This is a genomic window from Pseudomonas sp. TE4620 (genome assembly GCF_056279045.1).
Genome location: NZ_JBWBQO010000001.1, coordinates 3,553,292 through 3,578,687 on the forward strand (window position 1 = coordinate 3,553,292; position 25,396 = coordinate 3,578,687).

The 25,396-nt window shown below is 58.0% G+C and carries 26 protein-coding genes; 5 read left to right on the forward strand and 21 right to left on the reverse strand.

All coding sequences use genetic code 11. From position 1 onward, the window contains the following. Positions 1-75: 75 nt before the first annotated feature. Positions 76-1,245, forward strand: a complete 1,170-nt coding sequence (locus ACZ9A3_RS16435) for an MFS transporter (protein WP_093380470.1) — start codon at positions 76-78, stop codon at positions 1,243-1,245. Here the strand turns inward: ACZ9A3_RS16435 and ACZ9A3_RS16440 are convergent. After that, on the reverse strand, positions 1,238-1,999 hold the full coding sequence (locus tag ACZ9A3_RS16440) for an SDR family oxidoreductase (RefSeq protein ID WP_045195319.1): 762 nt from the start codon (positions 1,997-1,999) through the stop codon (positions 1,238-1,240). The two genes, ACZ9A3_RS16435 and ACZ9A3_RS16440, sit on opposite strands and share 8 nt — an antisense overlap. Before the next feature lie 230 nt (positions 2,000-2,229). On the opposite strand from ACZ9A3_RS16440, the gene ACZ9A3_RS16445 reads away from it, so the two are divergent. Continuing rightward, positions 2,230-3,234, forward strand: coding sequence for an NADP-dependent oxidoreductase (locus ACZ9A3_RS16445; protein WP_195884787.1), 1,005 nt, complete (start codon positions 2,230-2,232; stop codon positions 3,232-3,234). Here the strand turns inward: ACZ9A3_RS16445 and pyrF are convergent. Further along, on the reverse strand, positions 3,224-3,925 hold the full coding sequence (pyrF, locus tag ACZ9A3_RS16450) for an orotidine-5'-phosphate decarboxylase (RefSeq protein WP_038994059.1): 702 nt from the start codon (positions 3,923-3,925) through the stop codon (positions 3,224-3,226). The genes ACZ9A3_RS16445 and pyrF overlap by 11 nt on opposite strands. A gap of 179 nt (positions 3,926-4,104) precedes the next feature. Between pyrF and ACZ9A3_RS16455 the strand changes: the two genes are divergently transcribed. Continuing rightward, on the forward strand, positions 4,105-4,272 hold the full coding sequence (locus ACZ9A3_RS16455) for a DUF2897 family protein (protein ID WP_010224101.1): 168 nt from the start codon (positions 4,105-4,107) through the stop codon (positions 4,270-4,272). A 30-nt stretch (positions 4,273-4,302) separates the two neighbouring features. Here the strand turns inward: ACZ9A3_RS16455 and ACZ9A3_RS16460 are convergent, their stop codons facing one another. Both ACZ9A3_RS16460 and ACZ9A3_RS16465 read right to left on the reverse strand, forming a co-directional pair. Continuing rightward, positions 4,303-5,097 carry an SDR family NAD(P)-dependent oxidoreductase gene (locus ACZ9A3_RS16460; RefSeq protein WP_093380462.1) on the reverse strand — a complete coding sequence of 265 codons (795 nt, stop codon included), beginning with the start codon at positions 5,095-5,097 and terminating at the stop codon, positions 4,303-4,305. 151 nt (positions 5,098-5,248) lie between these two features. Continuing rightward, positions 5,249-5,563 (reverse strand): ComEA family DNA-binding protein, encoded by a 315-nt coding sequence (locus tag ACZ9A3_RS16465; protein ID WP_045195325.1) that lies wholly within the window; start codon positions 5,561-5,563, stop codon positions 5,249-5,251. Positions 5,564-5,783: 220 nt separating this feature from the next. Here ACZ9A3_RS16465 and ACZ9A3_RS16470 point away from each other — a divergent pair, with 220 nt between their 5' ends. Beyond that, positions 5,784-7,085, forward strand: a complete 1,302-nt coding sequence (locus ACZ9A3_RS16470; RefSeq protein WP_213603531.1) for a hypothetical protein — start codon at positions 5,784-5,786, stop codon at positions 7,083-7,085. A gap of 82 nt (positions 7,086-7,167) precedes the next feature. Here ACZ9A3_RS16470 and ACZ9A3_RS16475 read toward each other — a convergent pair whose 3' ends face one another. The 16 genes from ACZ9A3_RS16475 to ACZ9A3_RS16550 form a co-directional block, all read right to left on the reverse strand. Next, positions 7,168-8,406 (reverse strand): O-antigen ligase family protein, encoded by a 1,239-nt coding sequence (locus ACZ9A3_RS16475; protein ID WP_213603529.1) that lies wholly within the window; start codon positions 8,404-8,406, stop codon positions 7,168-7,170. A 26-nt stretch (positions 8,407-8,432) separates the two neighbouring features. Then, positions 8,433-9,806, reverse strand: a complete 1,374-nt coding sequence (locus ACZ9A3_RS16480; protein ID WP_082075420.1) for an undecaprenyl-phosphate glucose phosphotransferase — start codon at positions 9,804-9,806, stop codon at positions 8,433-8,435. Between the two features lie 194 nt (positions 9,807-10,000). Next, positions 10,001-11,128: a glycosyltransferase family 4 protein gene (locus ACZ9A3_RS16485; RefSeq protein WP_045195753.1), complete on the reverse strand. Its 1,128-nt coding sequence runs from the start codon at positions 11,126-11,128 to the stop codon at positions 10,001-10,003. A gap of 58 nt (positions 11,129-11,186) precedes the next feature. Continuing rightward, entirely contained in the window at positions 11,187-12,482 is a 1,296-nt protein-coding gene (locus tag ACZ9A3_RS16490; protein ID WP_213603527.1) for a hypothetical protein, read from the reverse strand. Continuing rightward, positions 12,479-13,714 carry a hypothetical protein gene (locus ACZ9A3_RS16495; RefSeq protein WP_213603525.1) on the reverse strand — a complete coding sequence of 412 codons (1,236 nt, stop codon included), beginning with the start codon at positions 13,712-13,714 and terminating at the stop codon, positions 12,479-12,481. Before ACZ9A3_RS16495 ends, ACZ9A3_RS16490 begins: the two co-directional genes overlap by 4 nt. A 2-nt stretch (positions 13,715-13,716) precedes the next feature. Next, positions 13,717-14,466, reverse strand: a complete 750-nt coding sequence (locus ACZ9A3_RS16500; protein WP_213603523.1) for an acyltransferase — start codon at positions 14,464-14,466, stop codon at positions 13,717-13,719. Then, a complete protein-coding gene (locus ACZ9A3_RS16505) occupies positions 14,463-15,797 on the reverse strand; it encodes a capsular biosynthesis protein (protein WP_213603521.1) in 1,335 nt (444 codons plus the stop codon). The genes ACZ9A3_RS16500 and ACZ9A3_RS16505 overlap by 4 nt, the downstream gene beginning before the upstream one ends. Positions 15,798-15,800: 3 nt before the next feature. Then, positions 15,801-16,328, reverse strand: a complete 528-nt coding sequence (locus ACZ9A3_RS16510) for an acyltransferase (RefSeq protein ID WP_249744408.1) — start codon at positions 16,326-16,328, stop codon at positions 15,801-15,803. After that, positions 16,325-17,212, reverse strand: a complete 888-nt coding sequence (locus ACZ9A3_RS16515) for a phytanoyl-CoA dioxygenase family protein (protein ID WP_213603520.1) — start codon at positions 17,210-17,212, stop codon at positions 16,325-16,327. Before ACZ9A3_RS16515 ends, ACZ9A3_RS16510 begins: the two co-directional genes overlap by 4 nt. 48 nt (positions 17,213-17,260) lie before the next feature. Next, the gene (gene pseI / locus ACZ9A3_RS16520; protein ID WP_249744407.1) at positions 17,261-18,319 is read right to left on the reverse strand and encodes a pseudaminic acid synthase; all 1,059 of its coding nucleotides are present in this window, start codon (positions 18,317-18,319) and stop codon (positions 17,261-17,263) included. Beyond that, complete coding sequence (gene pseH, locus ACZ9A3_RS16525; RefSeq protein WP_249744406.1) at positions 18,316-18,870, reverse strand: UDP-4-amino-4,6-dideoxy-N-acetyl-beta-L-altrosamine N-acetyltransferase; 555 nt, start codon at positions 18,868-18,870, stop codon at positions 18,316-18,318. The genes pseI and pseH overlap by 4 nt, the downstream gene beginning before the upstream one ends. A gap of 4 nt (positions 18,871-18,874) precedes the next feature. Further along, the gene (gene pseG, locus ACZ9A3_RS16530; RefSeq protein ID WP_476252920.1) at positions 18,875-19,987 is read right to left on the reverse strand and encodes a UDP-2,4-diacetamido-2,4,6-trideoxy-beta-L-altropyranose hydrolase; all 1,113 of its coding nucleotides are present in this window, start codon (positions 19,985-19,987) and stop codon (positions 18,875-18,877) included. A gap of 90 nt (positions 19,988-20,077) precedes the next feature. Continuing rightward, a complete protein-coding gene (gene pseF, locus ACZ9A3_RS16535; protein ID WP_093380444.1) occupies positions 20,078-20,764 on the reverse strand; it encodes a pseudaminic acid cytidylyltransferase in 687 nt (228 codons plus the stop codon). After that, the gene (pseC, locus tag ACZ9A3_RS16540; RefSeq protein WP_476252921.1) at positions 20,761-21,921 is read right to left on the reverse strand and encodes a UDP-4-amino-4,6-dideoxy-N-acetyl-beta-L-altrosamine transaminase; all 1,161 of its coding nucleotides are present in this window, start codon (positions 21,919-21,921) and stop codon (positions 20,761-20,763) included. The genes pseF and pseC overlap by 4 nt, the downstream gene beginning before the upstream one ends. A gap of 3 nt (positions 21,922-21,924) precedes the next feature. Continuing rightward, positions 21,925-22,923, reverse strand: a complete 999-nt coding sequence (gene pseB, locus ACZ9A3_RS16545) for a UDP-N-acetylglucosamine 4,6-dehydratase (inverting) (protein ID WP_045195347.1) — start codon at positions 22,921-22,923, stop codon at positions 21,925-21,927. Positions 22,924-23,104: 181 nt separating this feature from the next. Further along, entirely contained in the window at positions 23,105-24,415 is a 1,311-nt protein-coding gene (locus tag ACZ9A3_RS16550) for a Wzz/FepE/Etk N-terminal domain-containing protein (protein ID WP_052676505.1), read from the reverse strand. Here ACZ9A3_RS16550 and ACZ9A3_RS16555 point away from each other — a divergent pair. After that, the gene (locus ACZ9A3_RS16555) at positions 24,405-24,746 is read left to right on the forward strand and encodes a hypothetical protein (protein WP_177329135.1); all 342 of its coding nucleotides are present in this window, start codon (positions 24,405-24,407) and stop codon (positions 24,744-24,746) included. The two genes, ACZ9A3_RS16550 and ACZ9A3_RS16555, sit on opposite strands and share 11 nt — an antisense overlap. Before the next feature lies 1 nt (position 24,747). Here ACZ9A3_RS16555 and ACZ9A3_RS16560 read toward each other — a convergent pair whose 3' ends face one another. Further along, on the reverse strand, positions 24,748-25,305 hold the full coding sequence (locus ACZ9A3_RS16560) for an acyltransferase (RefSeq protein ID WP_093380442.1): 558 nt from the start codon (positions 25,303-25,305) through the stop codon (positions 24,748-24,750). Positions 25,306-25,396 lie beyond the last annotated feature (91 nt).

Genomic DNA, 25,396 nt, shown 5'->3' on the forward strand with positions numbered 1-25,396 from the left:
CAAAACCCTCGCCAGTGTGCCTTGTGACGCCCAGGCGATCACCGGATAGTCGGCCCATCGACAAGGAGCCGAACCATGCCCACCCCGCGCCACCCCGCCCTCCTGGCCTTCGCCCTGTGCCTGATCACCTTTGCGGTCAACCTGCAGGCACCGCTGTACACCGCTTACGCCGAGCTTTCCGGTGAGGGCGCCGGGGCCACGGCCATGGCCTTCTGCGGGTATGTGCTGGGGGTAATCCCGGTACTGCTGTTGCTCGGTGGCCTGGCCGACCGGGTCGGGCGGCGGCCGCTGATCCTCATCGCCCTGGCCCTGTCGATGCTTGCCACCTTGCTCATGCTCTTGGCGCCGGGGCTAAAGACCCTGGGCCTGGCGCGCCTGCTGCTGGGCATCGGCACTGCGCTGGCGTCGGCCACCGGCACTGCCTACATGGGCGAACTGATGCACGGCGGCGACAACCGCCATGCCGCCACCTGGGTCACCGCCAGCACTTCGCTGGGCTTTGGCCTCGGCGCGGCGCTGACCAGCCTGTTCCTGCTCAGTGGCCCAAGCCTGACCCCGGGCAGCTTCCACCTGCACCTGGCGCTGGCCTGCCTGGCGATGCTGGCGGTATGGCAATTGCCCGACCGGCGCCTGGCCCCACCTGCCGCGCTGTTGCGCCTGCCCTGCTACCCGGCCGGCAGCCTGCCCTACGGTTTGGCAATTCTGCTGGCCTGGGCCTGTGTCGGCCTGGTGATTGCCTTGCTGCCGTCGATCCTCAAACAGCATGGCCTGGCCAACTGGTCGGGGTTCTCGACCTTTTGCGTGATCAGTTGCGGGTTGTTGTTCCAGCCCCTGGCCAAGCGCCTGGCGCCGGTGCGGGCCACGGCCATTGGCCTGGTGATCTTGCCCTGCAGCTACGCGCTGCTAGCCTGGGGCGCCGACAGCGGCGCGCTGGCGGCAGTGCTGCTGGGCACCATCGCCGCCAGCAGTGCCTGTTATGGCTTTATTTACCTGGGCGGGCTGTCAGCGGTGAACACCCTGGCGGGCGAGGAAAAAACCCGCGCCAGCGCAGGCTTCTTCCTGTTGGCCTACATGGGCTTCAGCCTGCCAGTCATCCTTACCGGGCTGCTGGTCGATCGCCTCGGCCCGGGTAATGCCCTGCTGGTGTTCGGCCTGGTGTTAGTGGTTGGCTGCCTGCTGGTGGGCCTGGCCCTGGCACGCAGCCACAAGGCGCTCGCTCTGCCTGCGCTGGCAGGCGTCAAATAGCCGTGGCGCCGCCATCGACTGCCAGGGCCTGGCCCGTTGTAAACGCCGCACCATCGCTGCACAGGTAAAGCACCGCACTGGCGATCTCCTCGACCTTGCCGATGCGCCCGACCGGGTGCATGGCGGCGGCGAACTCGGCCTTGCGCGGGTCGGCCTCATAGGCGCGGCGGAACATGTCGGTATCGATCACCGCCGGGCACACGGCGTTGACGCGAATCTTCTTCTTGGCGTACTCGATGGCCGCCGATTTGCTCAGGCCGATCACCGCATGCTTGGAAGCGCTGTAGATGCTCATCTTCGGCGCGGCGCCAAGGCCGGCCACCGATGCCGTATTGACGATGGCGCCGCCGCCCTGGGCGAGCATCAACGGCAACTGGTACTTCATGCACAACCACACACCCTTGACGTTGACGCCCATGATCGCGTCGAACTCGGCCTCGCTGCCTTCGGCCAGGCGGCCCTGCTCGATCTCGATGCCGGCGTTGTTAAAGGCGTAGTCCAGGCGCCCGTAAGCCTCGACCGTGCGCCCCATCAACTGCCGCACATCGGCCTCGCGGGTGACGTTGCAACTGACGAACAGCGCCTCGCCGCCGCTGTTGCGGATCAGCTCGACCGTGCCTTCGCCACCTACGGCATCAAGGTCGGCCACCACCACTTTCAACCCCTCGGCGGCAAACGCCAGCGCCGTCGCCCGGCCAATCCCCGCAGCACCACCGGTGACCAGGGCAACCTGGCCAGAAAAACGCATGCTCATCGCTAGCTCCTGCAACAAAGTGAGGTCAGTGATCAGGAGTCTAGGCAGCGATCAGCGCCATTGGGCAGCATCATCAGGGCGCCGGTTGGCGCACTATCGGCCTGGGTGATTGTCTTCCCCAGGATCGATCAGCGCAGTGGATTACCGTGCATTCGCCAGGCGGGTAAACCTTGCCGCCTGGCCAAACAAGGTCTATCAACAAGCATTGCCCTTCAATCGAGAGCCTTGCCATGACTGCCCAGACCAACCGCCGCTTCCTGCTCGCCAAACGCCCGACCGGCGCCGTGACCCGCGACGACTTCAGCTACGAACAGGTGCCGGTGGCCGAACCTGGCGAAGGCCAGATCCTGGTAAAAAACCTGTATCTATCCCTGGACCCGGCCATGCGCGGCTGGATGAACGAAGGCAAGTCGTATATCCCGCCAGTGGCCCTCGGCCAGGTAATGCGCGCCCTGGGCGTCGGCGAGGTGATTGCCTCGAAACACCCGGGCTACGCCGTCGGCGATCACGTCAACGGCGCCCTGGGTATCCAGGACTATTTTGTCGGCGAGCCCCAGGGCTTCTACAAGATCGATCCGAAACTGGCGCCGCTGCCGCGCTACCTGTCCGCGCTGGGCATGACCGGCATGACCGCCTACTTCGCCCTGCTCGACGTCGGCACCCCGAAAGAAGGCGATACCGTGGTGATTTCCGGTGCTGCGGGCGCGGTCGGCAGCATTGCCGGGCAGATCGCCAGGCTCAAGGGCTGTCGTGTAGTGGGTATCGCCGGCGGCAGCGAAAAGTGCCAGTACCTTAAAGATGAACTGGGCTTTGACGGGGTCATCGACTACAAGGCAGAGGACGTCCTGGAAGGCCTCAAGCGCGAATGCCCGAAAGGCGTCGATGTGTTTTTCGACAACGTCGGCGGCGAGATTCTCGATGCCGTGCTCAGCCGTCTGAACTTCAAGGCGCGAGTGATCATCTGTGGCGCCATCAGCCAGTACAACAACAAGCAGGCGGTCAAGGGCCCGGCCAACTACCTGTCACTGTTGGTCAACCGTGCACGCATGGAAGGCTTCGTGGTCATGGACCATGCCGCCAACTACGGTAAGGCGGCACAGGAGATCGCCGGCTGGCTGGCAACCGGCAAGGTGAAGAGCAAGGAGGATGTGGTCGAAGGCCTGGAAACCTTCCCCGAGACACTGTTGAAGCTGTTCAGCGGGGAAAATTTCGGCAAGCTGGTGCTTAAGCCCTGATCTCGGCGACCACTGCTGCCAGCGCCTGGGCAGGGTCGGCGGCCTGGCTGATCGGGCGACCGATCACCAGGTAGTCGGAGCCGGCATCCAGGGCCTGGCGCGGGGTCAGGATGCGGCGCTGGTCGTCCTGGGCGCTGCCGGCCGGGCGAATGCCCGGGGTCACCAGTTGCAGCGACGGGTGCGCAGCCTTCAGTGCCGGCGCTTCCAGCGCCGAGCACACCAGGCCGTCCATGCCGGCCTTCTCGGCCAGGGCCGCCAGGCGTAGCACCTGCTCCTGCGGCTCGATGTCCAGGCCAATACCGGCCAGGTCTTCGCGCTCCATGCTGGTCAGCACCGTCACGCCGATCAGCAGCGGCTGCGGGCCGCTGCGCTGGGCCAGCACCTCACGGCAGGCCGACATCATGCGCAGACCACCGGAGCAGTGCACGTTGACCATCCACACGCCCATCTCCGCGGCGGCCTTGACGGCCATGGCGGTGGTGTTGGGGATATCATGGAACTTCAGGTCGAGGAACACTTCGAAGCCCTTCTCGACCAGGGTTTCGACAATGCCCGATGCGCTGCTGGTGAACAGCTCCTTGCCGACCTTGACCCGGCACAGGGCAGGATCGAGCTGATCGGCCAGCTTCAGGGCGGCGTCACGGGTAGGGAAATCCAGGGCGACGATGATGGGCGTCTGGCAGGCGGACATGGGCGGGTCTCTTGGCAAGTCTTGAACGGCGCGCATTGTAAACGAAGCGGCGGCCCGTGGGGGGCCGATGATCGCGAAATGGCCGCGGCCCACCCCTGCCCCTATAATTGAACCAATGAATGATGCTTTGGCTCCAATTTAGTGAAGCAGTGTCATTTGCTGTTTAAAAGGAGAATTACATGCCCTGGTATGCCTGGTTGATTCTGGTGCTCGCAATCGGCTCCATCGTCGGTGGTCTGATGTTGCTGCGCGATACCGCAAAAAAGCTGCCCCTGACCGAGGAGCAGCTCAAACGTGTGCATGAGCGCAATGCCGAGATGGATGCCAAGGATGCGCAGGATCGCTGAGCCTTCTGCACGGCCCGGCAACGCACGGCGTTACTTGTAGCGCGCCGCCGCCGAACTGCGCGAAAGATTCGGCCCCAGCGCATCCCGCGCCTTGATATACGCCTGCCAATCCGCCGCTTGCGGCAATGAAGGAATGGTTACCAGCTCGTTCTGGTCCAGCCCGCTCAGTGCCGCGTCAACCATCTCCCCTACTTCCATCACCATCTGCGGGTCGATCTGGTTCACGTCAAGGCCTGAACGCTCGAAGATTTCCGTACGGGTCACCCCGGGCAGTACAGCCTGAACCTGTATCCCCTTGTCTTTCAACTCACCGCTCAGCGTCTGGGTCAGGCTCAGGACATAGGCCTTGCTCGCGCTATAGACGGCGTTGAACATTTCCGGCGCCAGGGCCACGACTGAAGCGATGTTGATGAGGGTCCCCCGGCCGGCGTTGGCGAACTGTGTCGCAGCAGCAGAAGCCAAGCGGGTGACAGCGACGATGTTGAGTGCGACCACTGCATCGATCTGTTGCGCGGTAACCTCCGCCAGGGTGCCATGCAGGGCGATGCCAGCATTGTTGACCACTACCGCAATGCGGTGGTCGTCACGCAGACGCTTCTCGACCCGGGCAAGGTCGGCGGCTTCGACAAGGTCCGCAGTCAGCACTTCGACACTTACGCCATGACGAGCCTGCAACTCATTCGCCAGCGCCTGCAGGCGTTGGCCGTCCCGTGCGACCAGAAGCAGGTCGTGCCCGCGTGCAGCCAGGCGCTCGGCGTAGACAGCACCGATTCCTGACGATGCACCGGTGACCAGTGCCGTAGTGGTTAATGAAGAATTCGACATGACAGTGATCTCCAAAGGCTCGACGAAAGAGAGGAACAAGTGCGCCAGATAAAAATATTATGATCATAATATTTTATCAACCCGAGCCGACCAAAGGCATCGCACAGCCAAGAAAAAGCCGGTCAATGACCGGCTCCTTCCCTGTGGGTGATCAATTGACCGTGAGCTTGTCCCGATTGCGATCCAGCAGTGCCTTGCCAATACCCTTGATTTCGAGCAGTTCATCCACCGAGGTGAAGGCGCCGTGCTCATCACGGTAGGCGACGATGGCTTCGGCTTTGGTTTTGCCAATGCCGGTCAGGGTGGTTTGCAGGGTTGTGGCATCGGCCTGGTTCAAATCGAGCTTGGCAACCGGCAAAGTGACCATGGCGGCCGTCGGCTCGACTTGTGGTTGCGCCGCCATTGCCGAAAGCGAGACGGCAGTAAACAGTGGCAGAAAGAGGTACGACAGGACGGTGTTGCGCATGGGGAAACTCCTTGGCTATGAATTTGCAGAGCAGCATTTCCTTGGCTGCTACCGAAACCTAGACCGGCAAGAGAGTCGGCGCAAATGTGTCCACAGCGGATTGTTTTACCAAACAAGTCTCAACAGTATTCGAGCGTAGCTGTAGCACAAACGCTTGTGCAAACGCGCCCCACTACAACAGATGTAGTAAACTCCCGCGCACTTTGTGAGGGGGAGTCAAATGCGTAGAAGGGAATTTATTGTTGGCCTGGGCGTGGTTGCCCTGGCAGGGATCGCCACGAAAGTTATTGTTTCGGGTTCGTCGAATGCACTTAAAACACCAACCGGCATGGACTGGCTGCCGTTTGACTTGCTGGCCCTGAATGCCGATGGAACCGTTACAGTAAGTAAAGACGCGGCCAAGATCATGGACAAGATTTCCATGCTGCCGTCGGCCGATGCCGAGTCGCTGGCAGCCGGCGCGCATGATCCTTTCCAGATCCGCATCGACAACGGCTCGGGTGCCAGTGCTCGCAGTTTCATTGGCGCCAGCAATCCAAACCAAGGCCCGTTTGACCTGAGCAAGCTGACCGTCATCCGCGCGCCGGGGCCTGAGCCCAAAGCGCTCGACTGGGCCCAGGGCGGCAAGTTTTACCGCGCGTTGATTCCGGCCGGCTCCGATCCACGGGCCGTTACTGTATCGAATGTGCTGGACGAATACTCCCGGCCAAAGCCGCTGCGCGAGTTCGCCGACCTGGAACAGGCTGGCGAGGAAGGCTGGTTCTTTGATCAGAAAGAACGCACGCTCTATGTCAGCAAAAAACTTGCAACTAATGTCAACGCACTGAAAGATATCCTCGGCATTGTGTATCGCCAGCCCGGCACCACTACAATGCGCGTACAAGGCGGTGAAGCCTATTTCGAAAACATATTGTTCCTCGGTGTCCTGCCGTGGGTACTGAATGCCTCTGGCCTGGTGTCCAAGGCGGTCTTCAAGAACTGCGCGTTCTGGTATTCCCCGGGTTCAGGTATCGCCAACGAAGGCGGCTATGTTGTTCTCGACAACTGTGAAATCTATCGCAGTCGGGATCATGGCATCAGTTCCCGCAAAAAAGATGACGCGCAACCTAAACATATCGCCATCAACACTAAAGTACGTTATGCCGGGGATATCGACACCCATGGCAATCAGCGTAGTGGCAAAAATGGCATGTCGATGAGCGACGGCGGCCTGGCGGCAGTTCTTGGCTGCGACATTCGACAGTCGCTTGGCACGAACATCGCCGACGGCGGCAGTATCGCTAGCCAGGGGATCTCCTGGTGGTATGGCGTGCATTGCGAAGACAGCCTGAGTGAACACTCGATCAACTTTAGTGTTCAGGGCTCACGTACCGTCTGGATGGAACACTGCAGCGAAGACAATACCCGTGGCATTTCAGTACGGGTTACCGGTGAAGGCTCGGTACTTCGTCACGCCAACAATAGTGTTGGCAAGTACCTGACCGACAATGGCGGTCAAGCTTTACCCTTCAGTGACGCCTGAATACTGACGCCTTGAGACCTTGAAAAAAGTCGCCCATGGGCGACTTTTTTCATGTAGTGAAGGCATCAGCAACGAGGGCCGATCACTCTTTGCCTGTGCAACTTCCGCGGTTTTTGCCCTGATCAGTAACGGCAAGCAGCACTGCCAATGGCAACCAGACTATGGTCCAGTAATCGCCCGGCCGGGTGAAGATCCTCTCGACATCCGTCAGCATGACGATCAGTGCATAACACAGCGCGGGCAATGTAAGGCAGATCAACGGATCACGGCGCATGCTCCAGGCTTTCTTAAATACACAGGCCAACCCCGCCAATAGCAGTCCCAGCGCGATCAGGCCGCTGTCATACACTTGCTGCAAATACAGACTGTGTGCATGAGGTGACACCGTCTTGCCATCTGGCCAATGATAGGCGAAGGGAGTACCAAGCCCGTGCCCGACTAACCAGGAGCCGGACATACTGGAGAAAAAATACTCCCAGATGGGACTACGCCCGGAGAGACGACGCGTCAACAATTCGTTGAGTACATGATCTTTCCAGATCACCGCGACGCCCAGGGACACTAGCAGACCAGCACCAAGAATCCACCACCCAAGTTTTGAACGCTGGAGCAAAATGGCCACCAGACAACTCGCCGCTAAACCGATCCACGCGCCACGCGCGTAGGTCAACAGCACATAAGCTGCAAGCACCAGAAACACCGCCATCCAGGCAACAGCCTTGCGCAACGAAGTTGTTCTATCGACTGCAAGCGCAAACGCCCAGCTGGCTATAGCGCCATGAAACATGCCGGCAGCGACCGGATAGCGATAGTTGGCAAAGTCGCCGATGCCCAGGCGATCCAGGCGAAAGGCTCGGTAGTGCAAGGGGCGGTCCAGCCAATAGAACTGAAAGAACAACGTAGCCAATGCCCCCAGGGCAACGACGATGACCGCAGCGTAGAGCGCCTTGCGAAAGACCTGGGGCGACCCATTGACGAGGATGTGAACCGCAGCCATGAACAAGGCTATGAACACACCGCGCTTGGCCAGCGCCAGAACATCACGCTCACTACCGGTTGCCCACAAACCGGATAAGGCGACCCACACCAGGTAGCTCGACCAGATCCAATAGCACAAACCAGGCATGCGCACTTTTCTGCTTGCGATGGCGGCTATTGCATACACCAGGGCCGGCAACAGCAAGAGGAAATACACCTGACTGTTACGCGCGCTCCCTGAGGTCAACCATACCTTGCCACTGATCAGCACAAACAAGCCCAGTGCCAACACCCAGCCTGTCAGGTACCGCCAACGATTGTCATCATTCCAGTAGCTACCCATGGTCAGCACTCACATCAAACCGCCTTCTAGAACGCATTTTTGTTGATGAACCCCTTGAACACGGTGCTGGCAATGATCTTCAGGTCCAGCCACAGCGACCAGTTATCGATGTACCAGAGATCATGCTCCACCCGCTTCTGCATCTTCTCGAGGGTGTCGGTTTCACCACGAAAACCGCTGACCTGAGCCCAACCGGTGATACCCGGCTTGACTTTGTGCCGCTGCATATAAGACTCGACCAGGTCCTTGTAATACTCGTTATGTACCAGTGCATGAGGACGTGGCCCGACCAGAGACATGCGCCCCTGAAGGACATTGAAGAACTGTGGCAGTTCGTCAAGGCTGGTGCGCCGCAAGAACGCGCCCACTTTGGTCACACGCATATCGTTGCGCGTCGCCTGGGTTACATCCTTGTCATCGTGGACGACCATCGAACGGAACTTGTACACCTTGAAGCGCACCCCATTGATCCCGGTGCGGTACTGCTTGAACAACATCGGGCCAGGCGAGCTGAGCTTGACCACAATGCCGATGACGGCACATACCGGCAGGATCATCAGACTGATCAGGCCGCCGACCACCAGATCTTCCAGGCGCTTGACGATCTGCGCCGGCCCGTCGATCGGACTGCAGCTCAAGTCCAGCGAATACAGCCCGGCAATGTAGCTGACACGATGATTGAGCAAGCGGATATCGCCCCACTCCGGAATGAAGCGTACTGCCACCGTGTGATGCCTCAAGGCGTACATTACCGCCTGAATACCGCCGCCCTCGCTAAGCGGCAAGCACAGCCAGACTTCATGAGCCCCATGCCTTTCAACTTGTTCGACCAGCTCGGCCAACCAGCTTTCGTCTGCCCGATAGTTGAAGGACGTCGCCACCTTGAAGCCAAACTCGTTCAACTTGCGTGTACGGTTCAGGCGCCGTGCCGTTTCGCCACCGGTGTCTACCAGCAAAACAGACTTCAGGTTCATCCCCGAAGATCGCAGCTGGCGCAGGACCAGATAAACGATCACGCGAAACGACAGGCTGAATACTGCGCCCAGAATCAAGGTCGAAGAAAACCATATCCGCGAGTAATTACCCGACACTTTCAAGAAGAATGACAGCGACAACAAGATTCCCGCAGCAAGACACCAGCACGCCAGAAGAATGCCCAGTTGTCGCCAGATGGATACGCCACGTTGCGATCCATAGCCGCCGCCAAAGGTGATACACAGGACAACAACCGCCGCGATCAGCAGTGTCGTGGTGTTGTAGCGGCCTGCCATGTCAAACGTTGCAAATCGATAATCGTGGGCAAGCAAGGAGGCCACAATAACAATCAACATATCCAGCAACGCTACAACGAACGGTACCGGATAGCGCTCTGAAAACGTGGGCTGATAACGATTGATCAGTTCCATACCCTACACATCCTCCCCCATTCCGGAGCCTGACGGCCTCTTGGCCGCGCCCCGGAAGTCCTATAAAAATGTTGCTTGTTATTGCCCTATGGCGCCTGGGTTCTTTGCCCATGATCGCCATCGATGCAGCCAACCCGAAGTTGACTGGCTGCTGGTCTGCTCCCGACAGCACCAGCTTTCATCACACGTTATTGATGGTGTCGCCAGCCAGCGAAAAACGTCTGGCACTTGTCATCGACAAAACGCTTGAACCTCTCTCGAAAAATCTCGGGAGCAAATTGTTCGGCATGCGCACGAATGCTTGCCGGATCAAAATCCCCAGCGCTTTCAAACTGGCTGATGGCGGCACAAATCGCAGCCTCGGTCTGCTCATAGAAAAACATCCCGGTTTTCCCCTCGACGACGGTTTCGAGGGCACCGCCCTTACCGAAGGCAATGACCGGCGTGCCGCAAGCCTGGGCTTCGACCGGGGTGATGCCAAAGTCCTCCTCGGCAGCGAACACAAATGCCCGACACCGCTGCATATGGTCACGCAGGACCTCGAAAGGCTGATACCCCAGCACCTGCACATTCGGTCCGGCAGCCTGCGTGACTTTATCGAACTGCGGCCCGTCGCCGATCACCACCAGTTTCTTGTCGGGCATGGCACTGAAGGCCCTGACAATCAGGTCCATTTTTTTATAGGGGACCATGCGCGAAGCGGTCAGGTAGAAGTCTTCCTTGTCAGGCGTGAAAGCAAAGTCCTGAACATCCACCCCCGGGTAGATGGTGGTCGCCTCACGTTTGTAGACCTTGCCGATACGGCGGCCGATGTAATTGCTGTTGGAGACGAAATGCTCGACGTTGTTGGCCGTGCGCGCGTCCCAGTTGCGAATTTTGAACAGCAGGTAACGGGCCAGCCAGCCCTTGAGCCCTTCACTCTTGTTGGACTCGATCAGGTACTGGTTCTGCAGGTCCCAGGCGTAGCGGATCGGTGAGTGGCAATAACAGATGTGCAACTGGTCAGGGCCGGTCATCACCCCTTTGGCCACCGCGTGGCTGCTGCTGATGATCAGGTCATAACCCGACAGGTCCAGTTGTTCAATCGCCAGTGGCATCAACGGCAAGTACAGTTGATAGCGCTTGCGGGCCTGTGGAAGACGCTGGATGAAGGTCGTCGTGGCAACTTTGCCACCGATCTTTTTACGCTCGGCGTCAGAAAAGAAATCCACCACAGAGAACAGATCTGCCTGAGGCCAGAGACTGATAATTTCAGCCAACACCTTCTCTGCACCTGCGAATGTCACCAGCCAATCATGAACAACCGCTACCCTGATATTCACTACATCACCATCGCAAATTTTCAAAAAATCAATGTGTTGCCGCGACTGCCTGTTACACCGCGTCAGACGCTTTGAACAACGTTGAATAGAACACGCGGAGTATCAATCCCAGGAGCACTGCGGCAATCATTGCGTACTGCCCGATACCACTGACAAACAGATTGACGACCAGAAAGAACGGCAAGAACGAACAAAAAATCAGGTACATCGGCAACCAGGCGATACCCTGACGGCTCACGGCCCTGGCTACCAGCCCCAGCACCACGGCAAAGATCAGACATGCCAGAGCCCCACCCCAGATGCCAAAGTCATAGACCACGGGCCCGAACAACGTGGTGTAGACACCCGGGCGAATGACACCGTCAATCAACACCTCCTCGATATCCCCTTTACCCAGGGCCGACATGATGATCTTGGCGGGAATGTAGAAGCTCTGCAGCCCATAGGTACTGGCGCCATCAACTAACGAGGCCAGATAGAAAAACTCGTACAACCCGTGGGTGATGTATTGAGAAAAGTGGGTCAGCGCATAAATCAGTCCAGCCAGACCCGAGCTGTCGTTCTGCCCCAGATACTCCACGACCTGAGCGCTGGCTGGGGCAAATCGGGCATAACCGGAAAGCTCCATTGACGCTACCGGATCCAGACCCATTTGCTGGGTACGGATCCAGAAGACCATGCCCCCCAGCCAGATAAAAGCAACGGCCAGTGCAAGGCCAAGCAACAGGTTGCGCAGGGAAAGCCTGACATATCCGGTCATCAGTGCAGCGGTCAACGAAGTCGCCATGAACACCACCAGTCCACTTCTGGAGCCCTGCAGGACCATGTCGAAAACGGCAAACAACAGGCAGCAGAACAACATCGGAAAGTGATACCAGCGGCGCGCGCCGGCCACCCGCATCATGCAGATGAAGATGGGTAAGAATAGAAAGAATGAAGACAACACCGCACCGACCAGCGCAATGCTGCCCGAGCCACCGGTGGCAATCAGCTCGCGGTTTTCCATAAAATCGGAACTGATATTGCCGCCGGCCCGGATAAAGATCCGTTCGATAACCCGAAGCACCAAACCGACGCTTCCAAGGCCATAAACAAGCCACACCAGGCGGCCAATGGAGCGCGCATCACATTCAAGCGTCAGAACTTTCGCCCGGGTCAAGCCAGCCGAAAAAAACAAGGCCAGGAAGAACAGGTAGACATAGGCCACGAGGATAAAGAGCGAAGACGGGCCAGCTTCATACAGGTAGTCAATCGGGGCAAAAAACCAGATCAACAGACAGCACAAGCCACCCCAGAGAAAAATCCGGTAGGGCGGAAACACCGCAAGCCTTATCAACAACGGCGTCATCGCAAACCCACTTTCAATATGTTCTCCAGCCTGAAGGTGAACAGTTCCAGTTTCACTGCCCAATACAGTTGCATGCCCACGATCATCAGAAATCCGGCGATCCAGGCCAGCGTGATCAACCCAGTGAAGCTGACAGTCGGCAACAGGTAACCAATGCCTACAAACAGCACAAATACACTGATCCCCGCGGCGACACACAGGGTTTGCAAGCCCGGTCGTGCCGCACTGGCCAAAACGCCTTCAAGGCTTGCGCTGGTCGCCCAGAGCACCATGACCAGCGCCATGCTACTTACCAACCAGCGATCTTGCGGCAACGGCCAGGGAAGGCCGAGTTCGGCCCCGGGAACAAACCAGAGCACTGTCGCTATAACGGCCGCAGCCAGGGCAACCAGCGTCACGCAAGCCATGATTGCTGTACTTCTGAATGCGACCACGCTGCCATAGACGCGCCGGAAGAACACAGTGTTGATAAATTGATGCACGACAATGGCAATGGACAGCCAGCGAAATACAATTGAAAACGCCGCAACGGTGGTTTCTGTGTCCAGTACCCCGAGCACTATTCGCGGGCCGCCCATGAACGCGCCCATCAACACCCCTCCCAGCAGGAACTTGTAGCTGTGGCGAAATACTCCACGCAACGCACCCAAACGCAGCGCCTCACGCCCGGGCAGTTGCGAGACCTTGAGCAATACCCCGATCATGAGCACGCCACAGAGCGCCATGACCTGCACATAGAAGGCCATGAAGTCCACACCCAGCCAATGTGAGGCCAAGCCAAAAAGCAGGGTGAGATACAGGGCACTCTCGAATATCGACGCCACCGCGCCTTTGCCCAACGCTTTAAGCCGGGCTGAGGTTGCCAGTTGCAGCACGACAAGTGCACTTTGCAAGCCGATAACCGCGGCAGCAGCCAGCGATGGCTCCGTGACCAGATGAAATGCCAGCCAACTCGCAGCCATGACCGTCGCGCAGGCGATAAGCACATACGCGGTGGCAGTTTGTACGCCACTGGCTAAAGGTCCACCCAAGGTGCCATAGGCGATGACGCCATGCATGCCCAGTGCAAGCAACGGCCCCAGCGCCATCGACACTGATAGCCACCACTCAACCGCACCATACTGGGCATTGCTCAACGTCCAGGCAGCGAGAAACGGCGCGAACAACACTGCTGATTTCGATAACCCGAAAAGACCTGCCTGTACCAGCAGCCGCTTGGCATGGATGAGCAACGCTAAATCCCCGGCTTCTTGTTATAGACCCGCTCCACCAATCCCCGGACTTCGACTTTGGGATGGCGAACCATGGCCTGCTCATAATCCAGGGCGATCCAGCGCAGCGGCTGCGCGACATACAGCCCTGGCTTGAGCAACGATTTGGAAACGCAGGAAGCGGCCCCGACCGTAACCCCATCGCTGATCGACACTGCTGCATTGACCACTGTCATCGAGCCGATGTAGACGTTGTCACCGATACGCACGCTACCATCGACCCGAAAACGATCCAGCCCCGAAGGCGCATGCATGTATCCATGCGTCCAGATCTGGCTGCCCGATCCAGCGAGCGTTGAGTAATCGCCAAAGCGAACACTTCGGGTACAGTCGACGATGTGTTTCGAGGTGATTTTCGAGTAGACCCCAAGCCGCAACACTGCCCGACCCCAGGTAACGCCACGGCGTGCCCGGTACACTTTGTTCATGTTGCCAAGTGCCGCATTCGGCAACAGGAACACCCAGATGTCGCCCTTCACCAGGTTGAAGTGCTGAATGTAAGCCGCCGGCCGCATGACCAGGCATTTGCAGTCCAGGTAGTTACCGTGGCCAACCGAAACCCGTTCGCCGAGCATGACCGATTCGGCACGAATCCAGGAAAAACCGATTCGGCACCCGGCACCGATATGCCAGCCCAGGGCGCGCAGGATCATATTCTTCAGGGCACATGCTGGCAGGCATAACCCCAACAGCGACGCCAAGGTGCGTTTCATCTGTGTTGCTCCGCCACTCGAACCAGGTTGTTTGCAATTTGCCGGACATTGTCCTGGTCGAGCACTGCTGGCAACGATGCAGGGTCGGAGACCAGCCCGGCAAAGGTGGTGGTATACAGCTTGCGGACCAACTGGGTTCTGGCCGCATCGTCGGCAAGCGTGAATGTTCCGCTTTCCACGTCCTGAATAACCTGCGAAATCCCTTCGACATCACTCAACTGTACGTATCCTGGCTCGCCGGCAAGCACGCCTGGACCGAATTGAACCAGTGGCTTGCGCGACAAGACCGCCTCCACGGCAATAGTCCCGGTAACGGTACAGATCAGTTTGACGTGCTCGAGCAGGGAACCCATTGCGACTTCGTAGGGAACCGGGATGATATTGTCCACGGATACGATCTGTTCAAGCAGGGCATCGTCCAGTTCATATTTGGTCTTGGGGTTAAGTTTGACCAGCAGTTTCCAGTGGGCGGGAAGCGCTCGTGCCAACGCTGCAATCAACTCGGCCTGGTTACGGAAATCCTGTCCCCACAGGTCGAGGTTGGATTCGGGTTGCATCTGCATTGGGTACAGCAGGTAATGTTGATCGGCATCCAGGCTGAAGCGCTCGCCACTGAGTTGCGCCCAACGCGCCAGCCGCGCTTTTACCGCCCGGTCCAGCAACCACTTCTTTACCGGTGAAGGCGTATTGAACCGCTCCCCCCCCAGGTAGCTTTTGATCAACGTCAGCCGGTTGGGCCAGGAACCGTGCAACGGAAACACCCGCCCCGGATCCGAAGGCAGGGCGGGACGCATGTAGTCCGGAACCTTCTCGCGCTTGCGAATAGCTTCAGCCAGGGCAAAACAGTCCTCGTCCGCCGGGCAGTCCGCGGACGTACCAATAGCCTCCTTGCTGTCTGCGGCGTAGATGCTGTAGCGCCCTCCCGGATAGCCGGGCATGGAGGGATGAAAAAAGGCTACTCCGCGAGCCTTGCACCATTCTACCGCCAGCAGTTCATGAAACAGCGTGGCCTCGCCAATGACCAGGTCCGGCTTGGCGTCATCCAGCGCCTGCCAGATGGCCTGCCGGTAGTAGTGGTAGTGGGTAGGCTGACCGCCAAAATAATTGACGAAACGATCTGACTGACGTGTCCGGGTGAACAGATCGTCGCCACCCAGCGGGCTGAAGTCCTTCCCTCGGGGAAAGCCGATCAGCCTGGCCTGACCATGGGCCGGTGCAAAAAGCGGGTTCTGTACAATCCACTGGACATTATGGCCATCAGCAATGAAGCACTTGGCCAGCGCATCCCAGAAATAGGTCTTGTACCTATTTTCTATCAGTACAATATTCATAGGTCAGTAGCTTTCTTTCCGCTCGATAAACCTGAATCCCGATCCGACTACGATCGAGTTTTCCGGGACACTTTTGCTGACCACGACGCCGGCACCAATCACTGAGTTACGGCCAATGGTTACCCCGGCCAGTACGATGCAATGCGCGCCCAGCCAGACCCCGTCTTCGATACAGACCGGCTTCGAGACATGCTGATAGGGCAACGGACCATTGATATCCAGGGAGGCCGTTTCAATATGCACACCCTGGGAAAGGCGCACTTCATTCCCCAGGTGCACAGGTGATTTTGCCCCGATAACGCAATCGGGACTGATCATGACCCGGCCATGAAACTTGATGTTCTCGGGGTACTTCAGGACGACACTCCAGTGACAGTTGCTACCGCGTGGAATATCGGCGACAGCCCTGATTTTGACAAAGGTCCAGAACCGTCCCAGCAGATCAACTACATGAATCATCGCGCGCACCAGCGCCCTGACCAACGACAGTCGGAAAAAGCTTTCGAACAAGCGCTTCAGCGTGCCTTTCATTTGACGTACAACCGATTGATATAATTATCCAGGGGCGCACCCAGCTCGACGCTTACCGGTGCATATTCGTAAATACCTATGGGATGCAGTGAATACTGCGCCTGAAACAGCAACCGTGGCTTATGCGTCGGCAGTTGCCCCTTGTGCAGGCCAAAGGTGTTTTCCAGGAAGGCACTGCCCTGCTCTCCGGTAAAGTACTTGATCCCGTCTTGACCAAAGGCCTCGATCACTTCTGAATCGCTGTAACGTCGGATCTTGTTGAAACCATCATGTTTGTGACTGCCCGGCACGAAGACGTGGGGACCGGCGCCTTCGTCGACATCTGAAAGGTAGATAAACAACTTGATGAAACGCAGGTCATCAACATCGCGGTGAAAGCACTCGGCCTCTTGTGGGGTGTCATGACCGGGGTAAGACCACCACACGCTGAGGTTCGACAATGTCGGTTTGGCGCCCAGCCAGTTCTCAACAATCGCCAGCACGCGACTGTCGTTGGCCCATTTCAACGCCCATGGCGACTGCGCGATATCGGAATTGAGGAATGGCGCGGTATGGCAATCTGCAGGCGGATGCGCGGGATCGAACAACCCCGACGCCGCATTCCAGCGGTCGAATGCCTGCTTGTCCTGGAAGTATTCCTTCATCTGGGCAACCTGGTCGGAGGTGACCAGGTCGTCGAGCATGACATAACCGTTGCGGCCCAGTTCGCCCAGTTCATGTTGCGGCAATGGGCTCGAAGAAGACTTGGCTGGAAGTCGCTTGCAGGCCACCTCGGAAAGCGCTTCGCGGTGACCAGGCCTGGTGATCAGGCGCTGGGTAAAAAAGGCCAGCCGACGAAACGGATAGACCCTTCCGACAATCTTCTTCAATGTACTCCCAGCCATTTTCAACTCCTTGAACTACGGGTTCGAGCCCAGCGTGCACCGGGTTATTCAGTCAACATCGAGAGAGGCAAAATCGACAGGTGTGTTTTCCAGCACCGCAGTCTTTACTCGCTTGCCAACAACGTCATCGAAGTATTTCGGCGCAACACCACGCCCTGGACGGACGCTGCGGATCGCATCGGCGGTAACCACATCACCTGCGGCCAGTGACTTGACGAAGTAGAGCGAGCGACGGAACTGCACATTGCCCTGCTCGCTGGATTTGCGCGCGTAGTTGACGTCACCCAGTGCCGCCCATGCGGTTTTGCTGTCCTGACACAGCGCCTTGAGCTCCAGTGGCTCCAGCGAGAAACTGTCGTCCGGTCCTCCACCCTTGCGATCCAGGGTGAAATGCTTCTCGACGATCGAAGCGCCCAAGGTAACGGCGGCAATCGCAGTGGTGTTGTCCAGGGTGTGATCGGAAAGCCCGGTGACCAAACCAAAACGGCGAACCATGTCGGGAATGGTGCGCAAGTTGTATTCCGCAGCCGGCGCCGGATAGCCGCTGACACAATGAAGAATTGCCAGCTCCTTGCAGCCGCCCTCACGCGCGGCCTCGATCGCTTCGCTGATCTCTTCGGCATCGGCCATGCCGGTAGAAATGATCATGGGTTTGCCAGTGCCAGCCACATATTTGATCAATGGCAGGTCGATTGCCTCGAAGGAGGCAATCTTGTAAGCCGGGGCATTCAGGCTTTCCAGCAAGTCGACGGCAGTAAAGTCAAAGGGCGAACTGAAAATGGTGATACCCAGTTTGCGGGCATGCTCGAACAACGGCTGGTGCCACTCCCAGGGCATCTGCGCCTCCAGATAAAGGTCGTACAGGGTACGGCCATCCCACAGCCCCCCGTGAATGCGGAACTCTTCAGCATCGCTGTTCAGCGTGATGGTATCTGCGGTGTAGGTTTGCAGCTTGACCGCATCGGCGCCGGCTTTCTTCGCTTCCTCGATGATCCTCATTGCTGTTTCGAGCTTGCCATTATGGTTGGCAGACAGCTCGGCAATGATGTAAGGCGCATGCGCGGCACCGATTGCCCGCCCTGCAATGGATATCATCGGATTCATCATTGGCCTCGAATTAATTTATTCAGTTTTTCTTGCATGACATCACGGTGCATATCCCACTCACGGGACAGCAGCGCCAGCCTGTATATATCGACGTACGCGTCGTCCACACGGTGCTGCTCGCGAAAAATACCTTCCACCTGGAAGGCGAACTTCTGGTGAAGCTTGATGACGGCACTGTTGAATGCCAGCACCTCGCAATTGAGCTTGTTCAGCTGCAGCACGTTGAACGCATGCTCCAGCGCGAGAAACTCCATACGGCTGCCAGTGCCCTTGGCGGCATCCGGGGCGGCATAGAACGCCCAGCTGGCATTGGCGCTGTGGGTGTCGATGTCGGTGAAGCCGACAATCCCCGCAGCCCCCCCCTGCCACTCGTACATGAAGTACTGCTGGTCCTGGCGCTGCTGCAGGCGTTGCCACCATGCCAGGTGTTCCTGCTCGCTGATTACATGCCGGGTGTACATGTTGGCCCGCACGGCGGGTGCGTTTCGCCACTCAAGCATCAGGCCGACTTCGTCAGCCTCGATATTTCGCAGTTTTCCAAATGCCTGCACGTGTTCAATCCTTTTCCGATTCAGCCATAACCTGCGCGACGACCCGGCAGCCGGAGCCGTCGACAATCTTTCGTGCCTGCTGGCTCATTTGTTCCAACATGGACGGATCCCCACTCGCCTGTTCCAGATACCGGGCAAGGTCGCGGCCCAAAGTCTCATCCAGCGCCAGCGTCAGCACGGCGCCGGTAGCTGCCAGTTGTCGGGCGGCAAATACCTGGTTTTCCGCCAGCACAACCATCAGCGTCGGCAAACCCAGGCAGCAACGCTCCCATGAGGTTGCACCGGCCGCACCGATAGCAAGGTCAGAGGCAGCCATCAGCTCTGCCATGTTGCTGACATTGGTCTTGACCTCGGTGCTGAATGGCAGGGTCCGGGCTTGGGCACGAACCTCTTCGAGCCAGGGCGCGGTAGCCCCCATCACTACGGTTACCCGGGAGATAGTGGCCAGGGAAAGCGTTTCCAGGACCGATAAAATGCGTCCCGTGACGTTGTCCTTATCGACGCCACCCATGGTGATCAACACGTTCCTGAGGGCAAATGCCGCCCGGCGCTGCAGGCTATCGCCCCGCAACGCGGAAAAATCCGGTCGCAGCAATGCATGCTGTACACCGCACAGTAACCTGCAGTGCGCAGGCACCCATCGGCAATAATCCTGAGGCGAACGTCCCAACGACTGATCAAGCAACAGGTCGCACTGATGGGCTCGATCGGCTAGGTCGTCTATGACCATCAACTTGCGGGACAACCCCGCAATACTGCCCTCCCATTGCTGGTCCAGAGCGTAATGATCAACAACCAGCCAGTCCGGCCTGATGCTTTCAAGCAGCGCAGCACACGCAGCCGCATCCTCTACCTGGCTGGCCCCCAGCCAATAACCGTAGATTCCGCGGTCCGCCCCCGGATTGCCGGCAATGCCGGTCACCACTTGCAGCGGATGGACCTGATAGCCGCGGGACCTGATCTGCTCGATCAGATTCCCGGTATGCGCCCGGCAAATGAAGTGACAGTGCGCGCCCTGTGCGGTCAGCTCATCGGCCAGGGTCAGGCAGCGCATGACATGCCCGATGCCAATCTCGACGGAGGCGTCTGCACGGAACACAACTTTCAATCGATCCACCCGCCTACCTCAATGATCTTACGCAGCATCACAACAACCCTGGCAACTTACCCTGAAAGCCCTTTCGCGACTCCTGAGCCGGATCAAGGTTTACCGGTTCATTTCCCGGAACATCCATTCAGCCCGAACCCAATCTTCAAGCGTGTCGATATCCTGGACCCTGTGGCCTGGCAGCACTACCGGTACCGAGCCGGGCCCAAACACGGGCTTGCCCAACCGCCAGGCCTGCGTACGCCCCCAATAGAACTGGCCAGCGTCATGAAAGGTTTCCTGTAGATCTTGCGAGCGGGTATTGAATTGCTCCGGATAGATCATTTCAATCCGGCCCTGGGTGTTGATCCGTACTGCCCGCTGGACAGGAAATGCATAGCGGGTAACGGCAAAGGCAAAATCGCATTGTTCACGGATCAAGGCGTCGAGCCCTGCCTGCAAATCCTCGGGCCTTACAAAGGGTGCCGTTGCGTAAAGGCAGCACAGGTAATCGATCTGCTGCCCGTCCTGTTCGAACCACTCAATGGCATGCTGAATCACCGGCACTGTGCCGCTGTGATCGTCAGCCAGTAGCGCGGGACGGATAAATGGCACCTGTGCCCCGGACTGGCGGGCCACCTCGGCGATCTCCAGATCGTCGGTCGAGACGATCACCCGGTCAAAAACACCGCTATTGAGGGCGGCCTCGATCGACCAGGCGATCATCGGCTTGCCGCAGAACATCTTGATGTTCTTGCGCGCAATACGCTTGCTGCCGCCACGGGCGGGAATGACCGCCAGTTTCATGCCTGCAAGGCCTTGGTCAGTGCAGCGACGACCACGTCCTGCTGAGACTCGCTCATGGTCTGGAACATCGGGATGCTGATGGCGTCCCGGTAATAGGCTTCAGCTTCAGGGAAATCGCCGCGGGCAAACCCCATGGCGGTGTAGTAAGGCTGGGTATGTACCGGAATGTAGTGAAGATTGACTCCGATACCCTGCTCCCGCAACGACTCGAAAACCTGGCGATGGGTCTTGTCGATCTTGTCCAGTTGCAGGCGAATCACATACAGGTGCAATCCGGAATAACTGTCTGGATGCTGCCACGGCAGGGTCAGCGGTAATGCTGCCAGCAGTTCATTGTAGCGCGCCGCCAGTTCATGCCGGCGAGCGATGAACTGATCGAGGCGCTGCATCTGGCTCACACCCAAGGCCGCCTGCAGTTCGGTCATGCGGTAGTTGAAACCCAGATCGATCTGCTGGTAGCACCAGGGCCCATCAGCTTCATGGGTCATCTGTTGCGGGTCGCGGGTGATGCCATGGCTGCGCAGCAAGGCCATCTTTTGTGCCAATGCGTCGTCGTTGGTGACCGCCATACCGCCTTCGGCGGTGGTGATGATCTTCACCGGATGGAAGCTGAACACAGTAATGTCACTGTACTTGCCGTTACCGATGAACTCGCCCTGGTATTGGCCACCAATGGCATGCGAGGCATCTTCGATGACTTTGAATCCGTATCGCACGGCCAACGCATGGATCGCCTGCATGTCGCAGGGCTGACCACAAAGATGCACCGGGACCACAACCTTGGGCAGCGTCCCCGCTTGCTCCGCCAGCTCCAACTTGCGCGCCAGGGCTTGTGGGCAGAGGTTATAGGTGCGTGGGTCGATGTCCACGAAATCGACCTGCGCCCCACAGTACAAGGCGCAGTTTGCCGATGCGACAAAAGTAACCGGGGTAGTCCACAAACGATCACCAGGCCCCAGCCCCAGGGCCAGGCAGGCAACATGCAATGCCGACGTTGCACTATTGAGCGCAAGTGCGTGACGCGCGCCTACATGCTGTGCAACCCGCTGCTCGAACTCCGGCACCATTGGGCCCTGAGTGAGAAAGTCGGACTGCAGGACGCTGACGACAGCGTCGATATCAGCCTGGCTGATGTCCTGGCGACCATAAGGGATCATGGCTCAGATGCTCCCGATTTTTTCTTTGTTGATGGTGATCCACTCTTGCAGATCGGCATCACTCATCCACTCCGTGTTGTTGTCACTGGCGTAGACGAAACCTTCCGGCACTTTCTTGCCGTCCTTGATGCGCTTCTCGCAGTTGGCCCAGTCATTGATGACCGGCAGGATCTTGAAGTGCTCGGCATACTCGTAGGTGTAATAAGCGTCTTCAGCACTGATCATCTGTTCATGCAGTTTCTCGCCCGGGCGGATACCGACGACTTTCTGCCGAGCCTCGGGAGCGACAACCCGTGCCAGGTCGGTCACCTTCATGGACGGGATCTTCTTCACATAGATTTCGCCGCCTTCCATATCTTCGAAAGCATGCCAGACCAGTTCCACGCCCTCTTCCAGGGAGATCATGAAGCGCGTCATACGCTCATCGGTGATCGGCAACTCACCCTTGTCCTTGATCGACATGAAGAACGGGATGACCGAACCACGCGAGCCCATCACGTTGCCGTAACGGACCACCGACATGCGCGTGTCATGGCCGCCAGCGTAGGAGTTACCGGCAACAAAGAGCTTGTCGGAAGCCAGTTTAGTGGCGCCGTACAGGTTAACCGGGCTGCTGGCCTTGTCGGTGGACAACGCCACGACCCGCTTCACGCCCTTGTCGATGCAGGCGTCGATCAGGTTCATTGCACCATTGATGTTGGTCTTGATGCATTCGAACGGGTTGTACTCCGCAGTCGGAACAATCTTCGTTGCCGCCGCGTGCACCACGTAATCGACGCCATCCAGCGCCCGGTACAGACGATCCTTGTCTCGCACGTCACCAATGAAGAAGCGCACGCGGGAATCACCTTCGAATTTCTTCGCCATGTCCCACTGCTTCATTTCATCACGCGAGAAGATGATGATCTTCTTGGGGTTGTACTTGGCCAGTGTCATCGGCACGAACGTGTTGCCGAAGGAGCCGGTACCACCTGTGATGAGAATGGTCTTGTTAGTGAACATGTAACGCGTCCCTATGTAAAATCTGACCAGTTGGTCTTGATGAACTGAATAATGCTGGCCGCGGCCCTTCAAGAAAGCCGTCTGCCGTGCACATTAACTTGAGAAGTAACCATGCCCCTTTCACGGAGCCAGGCAGCGGACCTGCCCGCAGCCCGTACAAGGGCTGCGAACCTGTGTTGACTTACTGGGGATTGCCCAATGGCTCGCCGCCCTTTGCCACCTTCGTCATCCGCAAGACGACAAAGTAACGAATGATCGCCAGCAACACCCCCAACATCCCCCCCACGGCCAGGCCCGCTAGAATCATCAGCGACTTTTTCGGCCAGACGGGTTTGAGTGGCTCCAGCGCGTACTGGTCAATGGTGACCAGATTCAAGCGCATCACATCGATATCGAGCTTTTTCAAGCGGGCCATTTCAGAACGCAACGGTTCGATGTTCTGCAAGAACACATCTTCGTTCTCTCGCTGTTTCAATGATTCGATCCGGCGATTGTTCTTCAGCAGCATGAGTTCTTTGCCGATCTGCGCCACCCGCGGGTCGGTGAAGTCATCGGAAGTTCGCTGACGGAGGGCCTTGCGCTCGGCCTCCAGGGCATCGGTACCCATGAAGTACAGCGGGATCTGCTGGTTATTGACCTCAGTACGGATCACATTGCCACCAGACTCGCCTTCGCTGGCCATGGCCGAAGGGGTAGACGGCTTCTTCAAGCCCAGCGAACGGGCGATGCTGATGGCTTCATCCAGCTGGGCGATTCGGTCGGCACGGCGCGCCTTGAGCTGAACGCGCAGTGCCCGAAGTTCATCTTGCAGTTGCGCGCGCGTGAGATTGTCCTTCTCCAGCAGCGTGGCAATTTGTGACTCCTTGCCTGCTTCATATCCGGCACGGGCTGCGTCGAGCTTGCCATCCAGTTCATTCAAGCGGTTCTTGATAATGACCGACAAGTCCGAGGCCACTTGCTGGCGCTCGCTTTCAATGGCGTATTTAACGAAGCCGTTGAGGATCTCGTCACCGTCGACATTCTTTGGATAGCGCAACTCCATGCCAATGTAGGCGCTGAGCAGGTCAACCTTCTTTTTGGGGTCCGGCTGCACCAGCTTGATGGAATTGCGGTTGAACTCTTCGAAAGCTTGTTCGTCGGTCTGGCCAGGCATGCGCAAAGGAGCGAAAAGCTGAGGATTGGCGCGAAAGTAACCCAGGCGCACATCGTAGGAATCAAGCGCGGCGCCGACGCGGGTGAGCGCCTGCTCACGCGGCAGCGAGTAAACACCAGAGCGGTTCAGGGCATCCAGATCGTTGAGCGCAGCAGGGCGCAGCGTGGTGCTGACCTGATACTCGGGAGTGGTGAGGAAGGCATAGGCTCCCGCCGCCGCCCCAACTGCCAGAGTGACAGCAACGATCAGAAATTTCTGCTTCCAGAGGCTTTGAACCACGGCAAAAAAATCGATATCGCTACTTTGGCTTACGGGGGGTATACGGGAAATGCTGGTCACGCACATGCCTGCCTGGTCGAGTAACAATGGCTCCAACGACAAGCGAGGTGTCACCAAAATCCTGGTAAGCAGCGCTCCCTGCCCCATTGACTCGATCCCGGAGAAACTTCCCTGTCATCAGACGAGAAAGGCGCGCATTGTGACAGTTTATGCAAAGGCAAACCACTCTCTGGCCAATCTTTGTAGGAAAAGTTCCCGACCAAAAGGTCGCAAAGCCCAGCAAAATAGGCACTTTTTCGGGTTTGCCCGTCAGAAACAGACGAACGGCAGGCAAGGTATTCCAGCACAATTGATCGACAATATCCTGGCGCGCCAGGGCGGCGCGTTTTGACTCAGGGTGTTGACAGGTACTGCGTTTCCAACTCGAGCAGGCCCTTGTTGCGATTCTTGATTCGCTTGGCCGGGATTCCGAAATAGATACCCCAGGCTTCAGTGGATTTGGTCACCAGGGTCATCGCCCCGACAGAACAGCCATCCTCGACGTTGACTCCGGGCACTACGATCGAGGAGGTGCCGATGATCACGTGACGACCAAGTCGGACCGCGGCCTTGGTTTCGCCCTTGAACTGCGCGGGGACCGTGGGATTGGTCATGGTCTTGCCGGAATAGTCATCGGACTGGGCAAATACATGACAGCCATAGGCCAGGCCGGAAAAATCTTCCAGGGTGATACCTGGCTCGCCCCCGGCAACATTGCAGAAAACGGCGATATGCACATTGCGACCGATCGACACCTTACCGGAGACGACACAGAAATCGTCAATTCGGGAGTTATCGCCGATCTCGATCTGGTCGCAATTGTAAATAGAGGCCTTGTCACTGATCAGTACGTTGGAACCCAGTTTCTTGAACCCTTTTGACGCCAGTTCAGCAGGTGTAAGGAATGCCATTAACGCCTCACCGTTTTATACGCTTCACGAAGAACCACCCTATCAACACTCCCAGATGAAGACAAGGCAGCGCGCGGCTCACAATTTAATG